This is a genomic window from Pseudomonas putida, from assembly GCF_001636055.1.
GTDB classification, from domain to species: Bacteria; Pseudomonadota; Gammaproteobacteria; order Pseudomonadales; family Pseudomonadaceae; genus Aquipseudomonas; species Aquipseudomonas machongensis.
This window is the reverse complement of the sequence record NZ_CP011789.1, coordinates 1,153,117-1,168,828: the sequence shown is the minus strand read 5'-3', so window position 1 is coordinate 1,168,828 and position 15,712 is coordinate 1,153,117. Positions and strand designations below refer to the sequence as shown.

The following is a 15,712-nucleotide window of genomic DNA, read 5'->3' as shown; positions in this document are numbered from 1 at the left end:
CTCAAGCCACCAGACTGACTGCCAGCGGCAGGAACACCGCCGTGGCCACGCCCATCAGGCTCATCGCCAGCGCGGCGAAAGCGCCGCATTCATCACTTTCCTGCAAGGCCGCCGAGGTGCCCACCGCGTGTGCGGTGACGCCCAGGGCCATACCCCGCGCCTCGGGGCTGAGCACACCACAGCGCGTCAGCAGGGCCGGGCCGAAGATGGCGCCGATCACCCCGGTGATCAGCACGAATACCGCCGCCAGTGCCGCTACGCCACCGATCTGCTCGGCCACCAGCATGGCGATGGGCGAGGTCACCGACTTGGGCGCCATGGTCATCAGGATCATGTGTTCGGCGCCGAACCACCAGCCTAGCGTCACGCAGGCCAAGGTGGCGAACACTCCCCCGATTACCAGCGTAGTAAAGATCGGCCAGAACAGTTGGCGGATACGCCTCAGGTTGAGATAGAGCGGGACCGCCAGGGCCACGGTGGCCGGCCCGAGGAGAATATTGAGGATTTCGGTGCTGCGCTTGTACTCGCTGTAGTCGATGCCACACGCCAGCAGCACACCGATCAGGACCAGCATCGACACCAATACCGGTTGCAGGAAGATCCAACGGGTGCGCTCGTAGCCGGCGAGCACCAGTTGGTAAACCCCAAGCGTGATACCAATCCCGAACAAGGGGTGGTGAATGACGGCTTGCAGTGCACCCTGCCAGTCGAGGCTCATGGCTGTTCCTCGTGCTTGCCGTGGCGATGGATCAGCTTCTGCATCAGTACGCCGACGAACACCAGGGTGACCAGGCAGGAGATCACCAGCGCACCGGCAATGGCCCAGAAGTCGGCGGCGATGTCGCGGGCATAGACCATCACGCCGACGGCTGGCGGCACCAGCAGCAACGGCAGGTAACGCAGCAGGCTGCTGGCGGCCTCGTTGAGCGGTTTGCCAACTTCGCCGCGGATCATCAGGCAGGCCAGCAGCAACAGCAGGCCGATGATCGGGCCCGGCAACATGGGCAGTACCAGGTGATTGATCGCCGTGCCCAGCAACTGGAACACCACCAGCCAGGTCAATCCACGCAACAGCATAAGCATCTCCTTGGGGCATCGCGCGCCATTATAAGCATGCGTCCTGCCTGTATAAGGCGATATTCGCCGAAAAGGGAAGAACTTGACCGCAACGGTGCACCGTGGTGATCTTGCACCTTCGTACCAAAAGACAACCCGGAGAGTCGCGATGCCCTATGTACCTGTTGCAGAGCTTTCGCAGTACGTTGGAAAGGAACTGGGACGTTCCGAATGGCTGAAGATCGATCAGCAGCGCATCAACCTGTTCGCCGAGGCCACCGGCGATTTCCAGTTCATTCATGTCGATCCGGAGAAAGCCGCCAAGACCCCCTTCGGCTCCACCATCGCCCACGGCTTCCTCAGCCTGTCGCTGATTCCCAAGCTGATGGAAGACATCCTCGTGCTGCCCGAGGGCTTGAAGATGGTGGTCAACTACGGGCTGGACAGCGTGCGCTTCATCCAGCCGGTGAAAGTCGACAGCCGCGTGCGCCTGAAGGTGGACCTCACCGACGCGACCGAGAAGAAGCCCGGCCAATGGCTGCTCAAGGCCACCGTCACCCTCGAGATCGAAGGCCAGGAAAAACCGGCCTACATCGCCGAGCCACTGTCGCTCTGCTTCGTCTGAGGCAGCACCGGGGCCGTTCACCGGCCCCGGCCACGGCTGTCTCACACCCCGATTCTGCGGCATACTCGGCGCACCTTTGTGCTCGGATTACGCCATGCGCCCGCTGCTGCCCCTGACCCTGATCCTGCTGCTCGCTGCCTGCGGCGAAGGCGAACCGCTGTCGCCGCCGGACGCGCGCCTGCCCGACGGCGGGCGCTACCGGGGTGAGGTGGTCAATGGTCTGCTGCAGGGCGAAGGCCGCATCGACTATCCCAACGGCAGCTGGTATGCGGGCACGTTCAAGGACGGTCAGTGGCATGGCCAGGGTGAGTGGCACGGCAGCAATGGCGAGGTCTATCGCGGCCAATTCGCCGCCGGGCTGTTCGAAGGCCTGGGCGACCTGACCACCCCTGGCAGCCACTATGCCGGCACCTTCAAGCATGGCCGGCGCGACGGCGAAGGCACCCTCAAGCAGCACGACCAGACCTACCGCGGCCAGTTCAAGGATGATCTGTACGAGGGCGCCGGCCAGCTCGAACTGGCTGACGGCAGCCGCTACCAGGGCCTGTTCGCCAAGGGCAAGCCCAATGGCGCCGGAGTGCGCAGCGATGCCAGCGGCAACCAGTTCAGCGGCCACTTCATCGATGGTCAACTCGAAGGTGCCGGCACCTTCGACAGCGTCGAAGGCGAGCAGTACATCGGCGAATTCAAGGAAAACCGCCTCGAAGGCCGCGGCCGCTACGAAAACGCCGACGGCGATGTGTGGATCGGCGACTTCAAGGATGGTGCGCTCAGCGGCCAGGGCGAGTTGCTGGGCAGCGACGGCAGCCGCTACAAGGGCGGCTTCCAGGACTGGCGCTTCTCAGGCAAAGGCCATCTGCACCTGGCGGACGGCAGCCAGTACATTGGCGGCTTCGCCAACGACGTCTACCAGGGTAGCGGTCGGCTGATCCAAGCCGATGGCCGCGTCGAGGCCGGCCAGTGGATCAATGGCGTGCGCGTGCGCGACGACAAGGGCACGCTGCTGCCCGACCCGCTGGACCTTGCCCTGCTCAACCAGGGCAAGCTGCTCGACGAGGCCCTGGCCAAAGTACCGCGCTCGGCCCCACCCATCCAGCTGTACAGCCTGGTCCTGGCCGGCGATGGCCAGCAGAGCGTGTTCCTGCGCGAAGCCGACTATGTCAGCAACATGCTCAGGGTGCGTTTCGGCGCCCGCGGTCAGGTCACCCTGGTCAATCACCGCGACCACCTGGCCGACCGCCCGATGGCCACCCGCGAGAACCTCACCCGTGCAGCCCGTACACTGGCCGAACGCAGTGGCCCGGAAGATATCGTGTTCGTCTACCTGACCAGCCACGGCAGCCATGACCACCAACTGGTACTCGACCAGCCGCGCCTGCAACTGGCAGACCTGTCAGCCGACGAACTGGCCAACGCCCTCTCCCCCCTGAAAGATCGCGACAAGGTGATTGTCATCTCCGCCTGCTATTCAGGTGGCTACATCGCCCCGCTCAAGGATGAACGCACGCTGATCATGACGGCAGCGCGCCCCGACCGAGTCTCGTTCGGCTGCTCCGAAGAAGCCGACTTCACCTATTTCGGCGATGCCCTGTTCGCCCAGGCACTGAACCAGACCGACGACCTGAAACAAGCGTTTGAACTGGCGCGCAACAGCGTTGCCGAACGGGAACGAAGGGAAGGTTTCGAGGCCTCCGAACCGCAGATCTGGGCACCGCCACAGGTGCTCGCGCACTGGCAGCGCCTGCGTCGGCAACAAGCCGAGGAGGCCTTGAAGAACAAGGCCCAGCCAGCCGCGCCGGAGCAGGCAAAAAAGCCTGGAACCCGCTAAGCTGAGCTGTAACAAGGGAGAGACATCATGTACTTGACGCCTCAGCATGTCCTGCTTGCCGGAGCCACGGGTCTTACGGGTGAACACCTGCTCGACCGCCTGCTCAACGAACCCACCATCAGCCGTGTGCTGGCGCCTACCCGCAGGCCGCTGGCCGAGCATCCGCACCTGGAAAACCCGGTGGGTGACCCGGCGGTGTTTCTCCCGCAACTGGCCGGGCGCGTCGATATCGCCTTCTGCTGCCTGGGCACCACACTCAAGCAGGCCGGCTCCGAAACCGCCTTCCGTGCAGTCGACCTGGACATGGTCGTGGCCTTCAGCAAGCGCGCACGCGAGCTGGGCGCACGCCATCTGCTGGTGATCAGTGCAATCGGTGCAGACCCTAAATCATCGATCTTCTACAACCGGGTCAAGGGCGAGATGGAAGAGGCGCTCAAGGCTCAGGACTGGCCGCAGTTGACCATCGTACGGCCGTCGCTGCTGCTGGGCGAACGGCTCGAACCACGGCTGGCCGAGCGACTGGCCGGGCCATTCGCCCGGCTGATTCCCGGCAAGTACAAAGGTATCGAGGCCTGCACCCTGGCCCGCGCGCTGTGGCGCCTGGCACTGGAGGAAGAGGACGGGATCCGCGTGGTCGAGTCTGACGAGTTGCGCAAGCTGGGCAAGAAATAGCAATACCTTCCAAGGCCTCTTCGCGGGTAAACCCGCGAAAGGGCCGTTACAGGCCGCCACTGGCGTTGAATCCAACCCCCAGCGCCGTCAGCACCGATAGCGGCAGCAGCAGTGTATCGAGCAACATGCTCCCGGGCAGATCCAGCGCAGGATAGCCCGGTGCCTTGGCCCCGAAGCGATCCTCAGGGCAGCACCCGCCATTCATCACATACAGGTCCAGCCGAGTGCCGGCATACACCACTGGCGCCCCCGGCTGGTTGGCATCCAGCGTTCGCACTGTCGCGCAACCACTCAGGCAGCCCAGCAGCAGCAAGCCTGTCAGCACGCGCTTCAATCATCGACCCCGTAATGATGCTCGCCCCAGCGCGGCAACATGTCCTGGGGGATGTTCAGCAGGTTGAGCACTCGCGCGACAACGAAGTCCACCAGGTCATCGATGGTCTGCGGCTGGTGATAGAAGCCCGGCGCCGCCGGCAGGATCACCGCGCCCATCTGCGAGAGCTTGAGCATGTTCTCCAGGTGGATAGTGGAGAACGGCGCTTCACGCGGCACCAGGATCAGTTGCCGGCGCTCCTTGAGCGTCACGTCCGCCGCCCGCTCGATCAAGTTGTTGCAAGCACCGGTGGCGATTGCCGACAGCGTGCCGGTCGAACAGGGCACAACCACCATCGCCGCCGGGGCGCCGGAGCCCGAAGCCACCGGCGACATCCAGTCTTCCTTGCCATACACGCGAATCTGCCCATCGGCAGCACCGGTGTATTCGGTCAGGAAGGCCTGCATCGCCTGCGGCTTGGGCGGCAGCAGCACGTCGGTTTCGGTGGACATCACCAGTTGCGCCGCCTTGGAGATGAGGAAGTGCACCTCACGGTCCTCACGCACCAGGCAATCGAGCAGGCGCAGGCCGTATTGCGCCCCGGAGGCGCCGGTCATCGCCAGGGTGATGCGCTCCGGGCCGCTCACTTCAGGGCCTCGGCCAGCTTGCCGTGCAGACCGCCGAAGCCGCCATTGCTCATGATCACCACATGGGTGCCCGGACGTGCCTGGCCCTTGATCCGCTCGATGATCGCCTCGAGGCTGTCCGCCACCACGCTCGGCACCGAGCACTGCGCCGCCGTGGCGGCCAGGTCCCAGCCCAGGTTGGCCGGGGCGTACCAGATCACTTGGTCGGCGTCGTTGACACTTTCCGGCAGGCCATCACGGTGGGCGCCCAGTTTCATGGAGTTGGAGCGCGGCTCGATCACCGCAATCACCGGTGCCTCGCCCACACGCTTGCGCAGGCCGTCGAGGGTGGTGGCGATGGCGGTGGGGTGGTGGGCGAAATCGTCGTAGATGGTCACACCCTGCACCTCGGCGACCTTCTCCATGCGCCGCTTGACGCTCTTGAAGGCGCTGAGGCCATCGATGCCCATGGCCGGCACCACGCCGACATGGCGCGCGGCGGCGAGCGTGGCCAGGGCATTGGCGACGTTGTGCTGGCCAGTCAAGGCCCAGTCCACCACCCCTTGTGCCTCACCGTCGAACAGCACTTCGAAGCGCGAACCGTCCGGACTCAGCAGGCGCGCCTGCCACTGGCCACCTTCGCCAGTGGTTTGCACCGGAGTCCAGCAGCCCATGCCGATGACCCGCTCGAGCGCCTGCTCGGTGGTCGGGTGGATGACCAGCCCCTCACTCGGAATGGTCCGAACCAGATGGTGGAACTGCCGCTCGATGGACGCCAGATCCGGGAAGATATCCGCATGATCGAACTCAAGGTTGTTGAGGATCGCGGTGCGCGGGTGGTAATGCACGAACTTCGAACGCTTATCGAAGAAGGCGCTGTCGTATTCGTCGGCCTCGACCACGAAGAACGGCGTGCCGCCCAGGCGCGCCGAGACCGAGAAGTTCTGCGGCACGCCGCCGATCAGGAAGCCCGGGCTCATGCCCGCATGCTCCAGTACCCAGGCCAGCATGCTGCTGGTGGTGGTCTTGCCATGGGTACCGGCCACGGCCAGCACCCAGCGGCCCTGCAGCACATGGTCGGCCAGCCACTGCGGGCCGGAGACATAAGGCAGGCCTTTGTTCAGCACGTATTCCACGGCAGGGTTGCCACGCGACATGGCGTTGCCGATGACCACAAGGTCAGGAGCCGGCTCCAGCTGGGCCGGATCGTAGCCTTGGGTGAGCTCGATGCCCTGAGCCTCGAGCTGAGTGCTCATCGGCGGATAGACGTTGGCGTCGGAACCGGTGACGCGATGGCCGAGCTCCTTGGCGAGCACCGCCAGCGAACCCATGAAAGTGCCGCAAATACCGAGAATGTGAATGTGCATGATCGACCTCGCAAAACATCGAGGCAGGGTAGCCCAGGGCGAGGGAAATCGCACCCGCTGTTTCGCTCAACTGGCCCTGGCGATACCGTGTTTGCGCAGTTTTCGATACAAGGTATTGCGGCTGATGCCCAAGTGTTCAGCGACGCGGGTCATGTGCCAGCGGTTTGCCTCCAGTACCTTCAACAGTGCATCGCGCTCGGCACTTTCCAGCGGTGCACGATCATTTCTATAGGAGCGGGCTTGTCCCGCGATGGCGTCAGCACAGTCAACATCGCTGCCCCCGCTTGAGCCAGCGCGGGGCAATCCCATTCCCACAACAGTCTGGGGAAGGTCAGACAACTCGATGCGCTGACCATCGCACAACGCCACCAAGGTGCGCAGCACATTGCGCATCTGCCGTACGTTCCCCGGCCAGGCAAAGCCCAACAACGCCTCACGCGCCTCGGGCGCGATCTCGATGGCCTGCCCTTCGGCCTCCTGACTCAGCAGGAAATCCAGCAACTGAGCCTTGTCGCTGCGCTCACGCACCGCTGGCAGCGCAACTTCCAGCCCATTGAGCCGGTAATACAGATCCTCACGGAACGCCCCCTGCGCCACCCGCTCCAGCAGATCCCGGTGAGTGGCGCTGACGATGCGCAGGTCCACCGCCTGCGGCTCACCCCCGATCGGCACCACCTGACGCTCCTCCAGCACTCGCAGCAGGCGGGTCTGCAGGGCCAGCGGCATGTCGCCGATCTCGTCCAGCATCAAGGTGCCACCATCCGCTTGCAGCAGCTTGCCGCGCATCCCTTCCTTGCGCGCCCCGGTGAAACTGCCGCCGCGATAGCCGAACAGTTCACTCTCGATCAGGCTTTCCGGAATCGATGCGCAGTTGATCGCCACGAACGGCTTGGCGCTACGTTCGCTGGCCTGGTGCACGGCCTGGGCAAACGCCTCCTTGCCGCAACCGGTTTCGCCACGCAGCAATAACGGCACATCGCGCTGGTAAACCCGCAACGCACGATGAAAATCCCGTTGCAGGGCCGGGTCGAGCAGGCAGATGCCAGGCTCGGCACGCGGGGTGGCCAGCGGCAAGGACGCTGGCACCGACCACACCGGCTTGTGCGCCTGCCCGCGCACGCTGGCAAAGACCTGACGTCCGTCATGGGTACGCAGCGGCCAGGCCGCACTGCCTTGCGTCGTGGCGCGGCTGAACAGCTCGTCGTGACTGCAGGCGAAGAAGCGCCCAACCGACTTGCCCAGCACCCCGCCACGAATGCTGCCCAACAGGTTCAGCGCGCTCTGGTTGACCGCACAGACCCGGCCATCGCCGTCAAAGGCCAGCAGCCCCTCGCTGAACAGCCCGACTGACTCGGCCTGCAGATGAAAGCGCAACAACCAGTGATGCTCGAAGTGCCGCAGGAAATAGCAACTCTCGATCATCTTCGCCGAGAGGTTGACCAGCGCCATGGTATGGAACTGGCTCTGGCGCGAGACATCCGGGCGCGCCGAGGATACATCTAGCACGGCCAGCAGCTCGCCGTGCGGATCGAACACCGGGCTGGCCGAGCAGGTCAGCCCGGTATGGCGGCCACGAAAGTGTTCGTCCTGGTGAATGGTCAGGGCCTGGCGCTCGACCAGGCAGGTGCCGATGCCATTGGTGCCCTCGCGCGCCTCGCTCCAGTCTGCACCGAGCCACAGCCCGGCACGCTCGAAGATCCGTCGCTCGCTGGGCGCGGTGACGCAGTTGAGGATCACGCCGCGGGCATCGGTAAGCAGCACCGCGTGGCCCGAGCCGGACAACTGCTGATGCAGGCTGTTCATCTCGCCATCGGCGATCTGCAGCACCTGCTGCAGGCGTTCGCGACTCTCCAGCAGGCGCCCGTGCTCGAGCACCACCGGAGCCTGGGCCAGCGCAGGGTCGAGGTGATAGTCCTCGAGGCAGCGCAGCCAGGAGCGCGCGATGGACGGGTCGCTGGCCGGGCCGTGGGGCTGCCCGCGAGCGACCGTGAGCACCTGCTGGGCATGGCGACTGAAAGCGTTGCTCTGCATTTTTGTTGTTCTCCGCAGATGAAGCGTCCCGCCAGCATCCTCCTCCCGGGAACGCTTTGCAATGACGGCCCGACCGCCGAGTCAGCAGCGTCTCGCCAATGGCACAAAGTGTCACCCTGCCTGTACCGCTCTCGGCACAACACCCGCTCGAAGTCGCTCGACAACTGATCCAAGTCATTGATCGCAAAGGGCTGCAAAGCACTGGCCCGACCTTTGCTCTACGCTTTCCAACTCCCCAACAAACACAATAGCCAGGAGACACACCATGCGTTACGCACATCCCGGTACCGAGGGCGCCAAGGTCTCGTTCAAGAGCCGCTACGGCAACTACATCGGCGGCGAGTTCGTAGCTCCGGTCAAAGGGCAATACTTCGAGAACACCTCGCCGGTGAATGGCAAGCTGATCGCAGAATTCCCCCGCTCCACTGCCGAAGACATCGACAAAGCCCTGGATGCCGCCCACGCCGCCGCCGACGCCTGGGGCCGTACCAGCGTGCAGGACCGCTCCAACGTTCTGCTGAAGATCGCCGACCGCATCGAGCAGAACCTCGAAGTACTGGCCATCACCGAAACCTGGGACAACGGCAAACCGATCCGCGAGACCCTCAACGCCGACATCCCGCTGGCGGTCGACCATTTCCGCTATTTCGCCGGCTGCATTCGCGCCCAGGAAGGCGGCGCCGCCGAGATCAACGAAAACACTGTCGCCTACCACATCCACGAACCGCTGGGCGTGGTCGGCCAGATCATCCCGTGGAACTTCCCGCTGCTGATGGCCGCCTGGAAGCTCGCCCCGGCCCTGGCCGCCGGCAACTGCGTGGTGCTCAAGCCCGCCGAGCAGACCCCGCTGGGCATCACCGTACTGCTCGAACTGATCGGCGACCTGCTGCCCAAGGGCGTGCTCAACGTGGTGCAGGGCTACGGCCGCGAAGCCGGTGAAGCGCTGGCCACCAGCAAGCGCATCGCCAAGATCGCCTTCACCGGCTCCACCCCGGTGGGCTCGCACATCATGAAATGCGCCGCCGAGAACATCATCCCGTCCACCGTGGAGCTGGGCGGCAAGTCGCCGAACGTCTACTTCGAAGACATCATGCAAGCCGAGCCGACCTTCATCGAGAAGGCCGCCGAAGGCATGGTCCTGGCCTTCTTCAACCAGGGCGAGGTGTGCACCTGCCCGTCCCGTGCCCTGGTGCAGGAGTCGATCTACCCGCAGTTCATGGAAGTGGTGATGAAGAAGGTGCTGCAGATCAAGCGCGGCGACCCACTGGACACCGATACCATGGTCGGCGCGCAGGCCTCGCAGCAGCAGTTCGAGAAGATCCAGTCCTACCTCAAGATTGCCCAGGAAGAGGGCGCCGAGCTGCTCACAGGCGGCAAGGTAGAGCAACTCGATGGCTCGCTGGCCACCGGCTATTACATCCAGCCGACCCTGCTCAAGGGCAACAACAAGATGCGTGTGTTCCAGGAGGAAATCTTCGGCCCGGTGGTCAGCGTCACCACCTTCAAGGATGAAGCCGAAGCCCTGGCGATCGCCAACGACACCGAGTTCGGCCTGGGTGCCGGCGTCTGGACCCGCGACATCAACCGCGCCTACCGCATGGGCCGGGGCATCAAGGCCGGCCGCGTGTGGACCAACTGCTACCACCTGTACCCGGCGCATGCCGCGTTCGGTGGCTACAAGAAGTCCGGCGTCGGCCGTGAAACCCACAAGATGATGCTCGACCACTACCAGCAGACCAAGAACCTGCTGGTGAGCTACGACATCAATCCGCTGGGCTTCTTCTAAACCGAGGTGCGCCCTTCGCGGGCACGTCGCAGCGGCGAACCGCCGCTGCGACGTGCCCGCGAAGAGGCCCGACCTGCATCCACCAGATTTCAGGCCGGTTGGCGCGCTCCAACCGCTCTGGCTCGCTTCCTGCAACACAATCACCAAGGTCCGGAACCCCTTCCGGCCCGCAAAAAAACAACAGGTGAATCCATGCCAAGCGATCAATCCGCCGGCACGCCGGCAAGCTCCTCCGTAGATTTCGAGAAAGTCGGCTCCGACTATTTCCAGCAGCGTGAACTGAAAAAAGGCGCCGCAGGCTGGGTCCTGCTGGTGGGCCTGGGCGTGGCCTACGTGATTTCCGGCGACTACGCCGGCTGGAACTTCGGCCTCGCCCAAGGTGGCTGGGGCGGCATGTTCCTGGCCACGCTGCTGATGGCCACCATGTACCTGTGCATGTGCTTCTCGCTGGCCGAGCTGTCCTCGATGATCCCCACCGCTGGCGGTGGCTACGGCTTCGCCCGCAGCGCGTTCGGGCCCTGGGGCGGCTTTCTCACCGGCACGGCGATCCTCATCGAATACGCCATCGCCCCCGCCGCCATCGCCGTGTTCATCGGCGCCTACTGCCAATCGCTGTTCGGCATCGGCGGCTGGATGATCTACCTGGCGTTCTACATCGTCTTTATCGGCATCCACATCTTCGGGGTCGGCGAGGCGCTGAAGCTGATGTTCATCATCACCGCCGTCGCTGCGATTGCACTGGCGGTGTTCCTGATCGGCATGGTGCCCCATTTTGATGCAGCCAACCTGTTCGACATCGCCAAGACCGACGCCGTCGGCGCCAGCAGCTTCCTGCCATTCGGCTATGTCGGCATCTGGGCGGCGATCCCCTATGCGATCTGGTTCTTCCTCGCCGTCGAAGGCGTGCCCCTGGCCGCCGAAGAGACCAAGAACCCCAAGCGCGACCTGCCCCGCGGCCTGATCGGCGCGATGCTGGTGCTGCTGGCCTTCGCCTTGCTGATCCTGGTGGTCGGCCCCGGCGGCGCCGGCTCCGAAGCGCTCAAGGCTTCGGGCAACCCGCTGGTCGAGGCACTGTCGAAGGCGTACGGCGGCTCGACCTGGATGGGCGGCTTCGTCAACCTGGTCGGCCTGGCTGGGCTGATCGCCAGCTTCTTCTCGATCATCTACGCCTATTCGCGGCAGATCTTCGCGCTTTCGCGCGCGGGCTACCTGCCGCGCAAGCTCTCGCAAACCAACAAGAGCAAGGCGCCGGTACTGGCCCTGGTGATCCCCGGCATCATCGGTTTCGCCCTGTCGCTGACTGGCCAGGGTGACCTGCTGATCCTGGTCGCGGTGTTCGGTGCCACCCTGTCCTACGTGCTGATGATGGCCGCGCACATCACCCTGCGCATCCGTCGGCCGAAGATGGAGCGCCCGTACCGTACCCCCGGCGGCATCTTCACCTCGGGCGTGGCCCTGGTGCTGGCCTGCATCGCCGTGGTCGCCGGCTTCCTGGTCGACCCACGCGTGGTGATTGGCGCTGCCGTGATCTATGCGGTATTAATTGCCTACTTTGCTTTCTACAGTCGTCACCATCTGGTGGCCGGGACGCCGGAAGAGGAATTCGCCGCGATCCAGAAGGCCGAAGAGGCCTTGCACTGATCGCCGACTTACGCCGCAGGCCAGCCCTGCGGCGCTCTGGAGATTCTGTATGGCAAGTTTCGTACACACGGTAGGCAATCTGGTCTACCGCTTCGACAGCCTCAAGGAAGTCATGGCCAAGGCCAGCCCGGCGCGTTCGGGCGACTTCCTGGCCGGCGTCGCCGCCGCCAACGACGGCGAACGGGTCGCCGCGCAGATGGCCCTGGCCAACATCCCGCTCAGTCACTTTCTCAGCGAAGCGCTGATCCCCTACGAACAGGACGAGATCACCCGGCTGATCATCGACACCCATGACGCCGCCGCGTTCGCCCCGGTCAGCCACCTCACCGTCGGCGGCCTGCGTGACTGGCTGCTCAGCGAAGCGGCCGACGAAGCCAGCCTGCGCGCCCTGGCCCCCGGCCTGACGCCGGAAATGGCCGCCGCCGTGTCGAAGATCATGCGCGTCCAGGACCTGGTGCTGGTGGCACAGAAGATCCGCGTGGTCACCGCGTTTCGCGGCACCATGGGCCTGCGCGGGCGGCTGTCGACCCGTCTGCAGCCCAACCACCCCACCGACGAGCCCGCCGGCATCGCCGCCAGCATCCTCGACGGCCTGCTGTACGGCAACGGCGACGCCATGATCGGCATCAACCCGGCGACCGACAGCATCGCCTCGATCTGCGCCCTGCTGGAAATGCTCGACGCGATCATCCAGCGCTACGACATTCCCACCCAGGCCTGCGTGCTCACCCACGTCACCACCTCGATCGAGGCGATCAACCGCGGCGTGCCGCTGGACCTGGTGTTCCAGTCCATCGCCGGCACCGAGGCCGCCAACGCTGGCTTCGGCATCAACCTCAACGTACTCCAGGAAGGCTACGAGGCAGGGCTATCGCTCAAGCGCGGCACCCTCGGGCAGAACCTCATGTACTTCGAGACCGGCCAGGGCAGCGCGCTGTCGGCCAACGCCCACCACGGCGTCGATCAACAGACCTGCGAGACCCGCGCCTACGCCGTGGCCCGGCATTTCAAGCCATTCCTGGTCAACACCGTGGTCGGTTTCATCGGCCCGGAGTATCTGTACAACGGCAAGCAGATCATCCGCGCCGGCCTGGAAGACCACTTCTGCGGCAAGCTGCTCGGCGTGCCGATGGGTTGCGACATCTGCTACACCAACCACGCCGAAGCCGACCAGGATGACATGGACACCTTGCTGACCCTGCTCGGTGTCGCCGGGATCAACTTCATCATGGGCATCCCAGGCTCCGACGACATCATGCTCAACTACCAGACCACCTCGTTCCACGACGCGCTTTACGCGCGCCAGACGCTCGGCCTGAAACCCGGCCCGGAATTCGAGGCCTGGCTGGAACGCACCGGCATCTTCACCCAGGCCGACGGCCGGGTACGCTTCGGCGACAACCTGCCTCCGGCCTTCCGCCACGCGTTGGCGCAGCTCGCATAGGGACGACCATGGACCGACCTACCCCCACGCATGACAACCCCTGGCTGGCCCTGCGCAACCTGACGCCCGCGCGCATCGCCCTGGGCCGTACCGGTACCAGCCTGCCGACCGGGGCGCAGCTGGATTTCCAGTTCGCCCACGCCCAGGCCCGCGATGCGGTGCACCTGCCCTTCGACCATGCCGGCCTGCGCCAGCAACTGAGCGACCGTGGCCGTGACAGCCTGTTGCTGCACAGCGCCGCCGCCGATCGTCACCAGTATCTGCAGCGTCCTGACCTTGGGCGGCGCCTGAGCGACGACTCGGCACTGAAACTGCGTGAACACGCCCAGGCCAACCCGGGCGGCGTCGATCTGGCAATCGTGGTGGCCGACGGCCTCTCGGCATTGGCCGTGCATCGCCACACGCTGCCCTTGCTGAGCCGCTTCGAGGAACAGGCCGCCGCCGATGGCTGGAGCAGCGCCCCGGTGATCCTGGTGGAACAGGGCCGAGTCGCGGTGGCCGACGAAGTCGGCGAGCTGCTCGGTGCGCGGATGACCGTGATGCTGATCGGCGAACGCCCTGGCCTGAGCTCGCCCGACAGCCTGGGCCTGTACTTCACCTACGCCCCGAAAGTGGGCCTGACCGACGCCTACCGCAACTGCATCTCCAACGTGCGCCTGGAAGGCCTGAGCTACGGCATGGCCGCGCATCGCCTGCTGTACCTGATGCGCGAGGCCTGTCGCCGACAGCTTTCAGGGGTGAACCTGAAGGATGAAGCCGAGGTCCACAGCATCGACAGCGAAAACTCGTCCAGCAAATGCGGAAACTTCCTGCTCGGTGAAGGGTAGAAAACATGTAACCCAAGGCGGATTGCGCTTCTAGGCTGCCTTGGGGCAGCATGCCGGTACGAGGCAGCTTGCATCCCCCCGTTCCCACATGGACTCTGAGGCCTGCTCATGCGCATCATCAAGGCAACCCTGGAACACCTCGACCTGCTCACCCCGCTGTTCGTCACCTATCGCGAGTTCTATGGGCAACTGCCCTACCCGGACACCTCGCGCAGTTTTCTCGAGAAGCGCCTCAAACGCGGTGAATCGGTGATCTACCTGGCCCTGCCGGATGACGACAACAGCAAGCTGCTGGGTTTCTGCCAGCTCTACCCGAGTTTTTCCTCGCTGTCGCTCAAACGTGTGTGGATCCTCAACGATATCTACGTTGCCGAGGATTCCCGACGCATGCTGGTGGCCGACCACCTGATGCGCGAAGCCAAGAAGATGGCGAAGGAAACCAACGCCGTGCGCATGCGCGTATCCACCAGCAGCGACAACGAGGTAGCGATGAAGACCTACGAGTCCATGGGCTTTCGCAAGGATACCGAGTTCGAGAACTACGTCCTGCCGATCAGCCAGGATTGACCGACCGGGCTCATCTGAAATTGCTTGACGTGCCTCCTATTGCAAGCAACAGTCCTGTTCAGATCTGAAGGCCAGTGCCGTCCACCCTGCGGGGGACGGCTTACGCCGCCCCGTAACCCCCCGCTACAAACTCCCCGGGCATCTTCACGACTTCGCCGTATAATGCCCCATTCGTCATGTGTGAAAAGTTACCCATCCACCGGTGAACATGCCCACGCAAAATGACGTCGTCCGTCATCGCGCGCCCGTGGAAGCGGGTCAAGACAACAGGTGCTGTACATGGAATTCAACCCGCTGGACCTTATCCTGCATCTCGATGCCTACCTCGACCTGCTGGTGACCAACTATGGTCCCTGGATCTACGCCATCCTGTTCGCGGTGATCTTCTGCGAGACCGGCCTTGTGGTCATGCCCTTCCTGCCGGGCGATTCGCTGCTGTTCATCGCCGGCGCCGTGGCCGCGGGCGGAGGCATGGATCCGGTACTGCTCGCCGGCCTGCTGATGGTCGCCGCGATCCTCGGCGACAGCACCAACTACGTGATCGGACGAACGGCCGGGGAACGCCTGTTCCGCAACCCGAACTCGAAGATCTTCCGCCGCGACTACCTGCAGCGCACCCACGAATTCTACGAACGCCACGGCGGCAAGACCGTCACCCTTGCCCGCTTCCTGCCCATCCTGCGCACCTTCGCCCCGTTCGTCGCCGGCATTGCCCACATGCACTACCCGCGTTTCCTCGGTTTCAGCGTCGCCGGCACCCTGCTGTGGGTTGGCGGCCTGGTCACCCTGGGCTACTTCTTCGGTAACGTGCCATTCATCAAGCAGCACCTGTCGCTGATGGTCGTGGCCATCATCGTCCTGTCGCTGGTGCCGATGATCCTGGGCCTGCTGCGTGGCCGACTGGGCCGTACCGCCAAGGCCCACTGACC

15 protein-coding genes are annotated in these 15,712 nt (G+C 64.4%); 9 read left to right on the top strand and 6 right to left on the bottom strand.

The features are described 5' to 3' along the window. Window position 1: 1 nt before the first annotated feature. A complete protein-coding gene (locus tag AB688_RS05260) occupies window positions 2-718 on the bottom strand; it encodes an LrgB family protein (protein WP_063542592.1) in 717 nt (238 codons plus the stop codon). Further along, entirely contained in the window at window positions 715-1,077 is a 363-nt protein-coding gene (locus AB688_RS05255) for a CidA/LrgA family protein (protein ID WP_054892801.1), read from the bottom strand. Before AB688_RS05255 ends, AB688_RS05260 begins: the two co-directional genes overlap by 4 nt. Before the next feature lie 148 nt (window positions 1,078-1,225). Here AB688_RS05255 and AB688_RS05250 point away from each other — a divergent pair, with 148 nt between their 5' ends. The 3 genes from AB688_RS05250 (at window position 1,226) to AB688_RS05240 (ending at window position 4,181) form a co-directional block, all read left to right on the top strand. After that, a complete protein-coding gene (locus tag AB688_RS05250; RefSeq protein ID WP_054892800.1) occupies window positions 1,226-1,681 on the top strand; it encodes a MaoC family dehydratase in 456 nt (151 codons plus the stop codon). A 94-nt stretch (window positions 1,682-1,775) separates the two neighbouring features. Further along, entirely contained in the window at window positions 1,776-3,509 is a 1,734-nt protein-coding gene (locus tag AB688_RS05245) for a C13 family peptidase (protein WP_063542591.1), read from the top strand. 27 nt (window positions 3,510-3,536) lie between these two features. Continuing rightward, window positions 3,537-4,181: an oxidoreductase gene (locus AB688_RS05240; protein ID WP_063542588.1), complete on the top strand. Its 645-nt coding sequence runs from the start codon at window positions 3,537-3,539 to the stop codon at window positions 4,179-4,181. A 46-nt stretch (window positions 4,182-4,227) separates the two neighbouring features. Here the strand turns inward: AB688_RS05240 and AB688_RS05235 are convergent, their stop codons facing one another. The 4 genes from AB688_RS05235 to AB688_RS05220 form a co-directional block, all read right to left on the bottom strand. Then, complete coding sequence (locus tag AB688_RS05235; RefSeq protein WP_063542584.1) at window positions 4,228-4,515, bottom strand: YceK/YidQ family lipoprotein; 288 nt, start codon at window positions 4,513-4,515, stop codon at window positions 4,228-4,230. Further along, the gene (gene ubiX / locus AB688_RS05230) at window positions 4,512-5,141 is read right to left on the bottom strand and encodes a flavin prenyltransferase UbiX (protein ID WP_063542582.1); all 630 of its coding nucleotides are present in this window, start codon (window positions 5,139-5,141) and stop codon (window positions 4,512-4,514) included. Before ubiX ends, AB688_RS05235 begins: the two co-directional genes overlap by 4 nt. Next, a complete protein-coding gene (gene mpl / locus AB688_RS05225) occupies window positions 5,138-6,487 on the bottom strand; it encodes a UDP-N-acetylmuramate:L-alanyl-gamma-D-glutamyl-meso-diaminopimelate ligase (RefSeq protein ID WP_063542580.1) in 1,350 nt (449 codons plus the stop codon). Before mpl ends, ubiX begins: the two co-directional genes overlap by 4 nt. A gap of 66 nt (window positions 6,488-6,553) precedes the next feature. Further along, window positions 6,554-8,518, bottom strand: a complete 1,965-nt coding sequence (locus AB688_RS05220; protein WP_063542578.1) for a sigma-54-dependent Fis family transcriptional regulator — start codon at window positions 8,516-8,518, stop codon at window positions 6,554-6,556. A 265-nt stretch (window positions 8,519-8,783) separates the two neighbouring features. Between AB688_RS05220 and AB688_RS05215 the strand changes: the two genes are divergently transcribed. The 6 genes from AB688_RS05215 to AB688_RS05190 all read left to right on the top strand — a co-directional run bounded on the left by AB688_RS05215 (window position 8,784) and on the right by AB688_RS05190 (window position 15,710). Then, complete coding sequence (locus AB688_RS05215; RefSeq protein ID WP_054892793.1) at window positions 8,784-10,304, top strand: aldehyde dehydrogenase family protein; 1,521 nt, start codon at window positions 8,784-8,786, stop codon at window positions 10,302-10,304. Between the two features lie 192 nt (window positions 10,305-10,496). Beyond that, window positions 10,497-11,945 carry an ethanolamine permease gene (eat, locus tag AB688_RS05210; RefSeq protein WP_054892792.1) on the top strand — a complete coding sequence of 483 codons (1,449 nt, stop codon included), beginning with the start codon at window positions 10,497-10,499 and terminating at the stop codon, window positions 11,943-11,945. Window positions 11,946-11,994: 49 nt separating this feature from the next. Next, window positions 11,995-13,389, top strand: coding sequence for an ethanolamine ammonia-lyase subunit EutB (locus AB688_RS05205; RefSeq protein ID WP_054892791.1), 1,395 nt, complete (start codon window positions 11,995-11,997; stop codon window positions 13,387-13,389). An 8-nt stretch (window positions 13,390-13,397) separates the two neighbouring features. Beyond that, window positions 13,398-14,216 carry an ethanolamine ammonia-lyase subunit EutC gene (eutC, locus tag AB688_RS05200; RefSeq protein WP_054892790.1) on the top strand — a complete coding sequence of 273 codons (819 nt, stop codon included), beginning with the start codon at window positions 13,398-13,400 and terminating at the stop codon, window positions 14,214-14,216. Window positions 14,217-14,324: 108 nt separating this feature from the next. Next, window positions 14,325-14,783, top strand: coding sequence for a GNAT family N-acetyltransferase (locus AB688_RS05195; protein WP_054892789.1), 459 nt, complete (start codon window positions 14,325-14,327; stop codon window positions 14,781-14,783). 279 nt (window positions 14,784-15,062) lie between these two features. Then, entirely contained in the window at window positions 15,063-15,710 is a 648-nt protein-coding gene (locus AB688_RS05190) for a DedA family protein (protein ID WP_054892787.1), read from the top strand. Window positions 15,711-15,712: the final 2 nt, after the last annotated feature.

Excerpts from the sequence above, each read along its gene's own strand:
- AB688_RS05195 (WP_054892789.1), top strand. The coding sequence starts at position 14,325 with ATGCGCATCATCAAGGCAACCCTGGAACACCTCGACCTGCTCACCCCG.
- eat (WP_054892792.1), top strand. The coding sequence starts at position 10,497 with ATGCCAAGCGATCAATCCGCCGGCACGCCGGCAAGCTCCTCCGTAGAT.
- AB688_RS05190 (WP_054892787.1), top strand. The coding sequence starts at position 15,063 with ATGGAATTCAACCCGCTGGACCTTATCCTGCATCTCGATGCCTACCTC.
- AB688_RS05255 (WP_054892801.1), bottom strand. The coding sequence starts at position 1,077 with ATGCTGTTGCGTGGATTGACCTGGCTGGTGGTGTTCCAGTTGCTGGGC.
- eutC (WP_054892790.1), top strand. The coding sequence starts at position 13,398 with ATGGACCGACCTACCCCCACGCATGACAACCCCTGGCTGGCCCTGCGC.
- AB688_RS05215 (WP_054892793.1), top strand. The coding sequence starts at position 8,784 with ATGCGTTACGCACATCCCGGTACCGAGGGCGCCAAGGTCTCGTTCAAG.
- AB688_RS05220 (WP_063542578.1), bottom strand. The coding sequence starts at position 8,518 with ATGCAGAGCAACGCTTTCAGTCGCCATGCCCAGCAGGTGCTCACGGTC.
- AB688_RS05245 (WP_063542591.1), top strand. The coding sequence starts at position 1,776 with ATGCGCCCGCTGCTGCCCCTGACCCTGATCCTGCTGCTCGCTGCCTGC.
- AB688_RS05205 (WP_054892791.1), top strand. The coding sequence starts at position 11,995 with ATGGCAAGTTTCGTACACACGGTAGGCAATCTGGTCTACCGCTTCGAC.
- AB688_RS05240 (WP_063542588.1), top strand. The coding sequence starts at position 3,537 with ATGTACTTGACGCCTCAGCATGTCCTGCTTGCCGGAGCCACGGGTCTT.
- mpl (WP_063542580.1), bottom strand. The coding sequence starts at position 6,487 with ATGCACATTCACATTCTCGGTATTTGCGGCACTTTCATGGGTTCGCTG.
- AB688_RS05250 (WP_054892800.1), top strand. The coding sequence starts at position 1,226 with ATGCCCTATGTACCTGTTGCAGAGCTTTCGCAGTACGTTGGAAAGGAA.
- AB688_RS05260 (WP_063542592.1), bottom strand. The coding sequence starts at position 718 with ATGAGCCTCGACTGGCAGGGTGCACTGCAAGCCGTCATTCACCACCCC.